The organism is Pseudonocardia pini, from assembly GCF_013870575.1.
GTDB classification, from domain to species: domain Bacteria; phylum Actinomycetota; class Actinomycetes; order Mycobacteriales; family Pseudonocardiaceae; genus Pseudonocardia; species Pseudonocardia pini.
Window position 1 is genome coordinate 1 of record NZ_JACBXB010001182.1, and the last position, 1142, is coordinate 1142.

The 1142-nt window shown below is 74.5% G+C and carries 2 protein-coding genes; both read right to left on the minus strand.

What is annotated here, in order from left to right; translation table 11 throughout:
* Nucleotides 1-349 (minus strand): AfsR/SARP family transcriptional regulator (locus tag H5J29_RS33650; RefSeq protein WP_220188248.1); only part of this gene is annotated, 349 nt, incomplete at its 3' end.
* 100 nt (nucleotides 350-449) lie between these two features.
* Nucleotides 450-1142, minus strand: a 693-nt coding sequence (locus tag H5J29_RS33655) for a class I SAM-dependent methyltransferase (RefSeq protein WP_181784904.1), incomplete at its 5' end; no start/stop codon positions are given.

A 1142-nucleotide genomic window follows, 5' to 3' on the forward strand; every position in this document is an offset into this window, starting at 1 on the left:
CCTCGGCGAGCGGCCAGCCCGCGGGCATGCGGCCCGCCACCACGTCGACGACGTCCACCCGCACGCCCTCGCCGATCTCGCAGCGCAACGGGTCGCCGTCGATCCGGATCGCGGACCCGACGGCGCGGCGGGCCTGGCTGAGCGTCCAGCGGAGCGCGGCCTGCGGATCCTCCGCCTCGGTGAACAGCAGGTCCAGGACCCGCCCGCGCGGGACCGGACCGGTCGAGGTCAGCAGCAGCGCGAGCAGCGCCCACGGCTTGCGCCCGCGGGGGACGGGGAGCCCGGGGCCCTCCACCCGGGGTGGTCCGAGCAGCCGGACGACCGTGGTCGGCCCGCTCGTGTCCGTCATCCCCGCCTCCCGCCGGTTCGGGGGCGGGCGGGTGCCCACACCCGCCCCCGAAGGAGAAGAGCCCAGGACGGCACCGTCCGATACGTCCGAGGCAGGTCCGTCAGGACCGTTCTGCCGTGATCAGGAGGTACTCGGACTCCCAGGTGGTGCCCTCGCGGCTCTCGGTGAGGAACCGCAGGAACGCCTCGTCGAGGGCGGCGGTCCGGTCCGGGTCGGCGGCGTTCGCGGCGTAGACGGCGATCGTCGGGCCGTAGTTCGCCTTCCACCACTCGCGGAAGGCGAGCGGGGAGTCGGAGACGGCGAACGTGATGGTCCGCTTCTCGGCCGTCAGCGACCGGACGCCCGCTCCGAACAGCTCCCGGACGTGTGCCTCGCTGCCCCACAGCGGCGCGGGCCGCGCGCCCGGCGGGGGCGGCGGGGCGAAGGGCTTCATGGTCGCGAACAGCTGCCCGACGAACCCCTCGGGCGTCCAGTTGATCATCGCGATCGTGCCGCCGGACCGACAGACGCGCACCATCTCGGCCGCCGCCCGCTCGTGGAACGGGGCGAACATCGCACCGACGCAGGACAGCACCGTGTCGAACTCGCCGGTCTCGAAGGGCAGCGCCTGGGCGTCGGCCTCGACCCACTCGATCCCGGGCTCGGTGCGACGGCCCTGCTCGAGCAGCTCGGGGGTCAGGTCGGACGCGACGACGGACGCCCCGGCCCGCGCCGCGGGGATCGAGGCGTTGCCGGTGCCTACGAGGGGATCGACGAGGCACGGGCGCTCTACGAGTGGAACCACGCCAAGCAG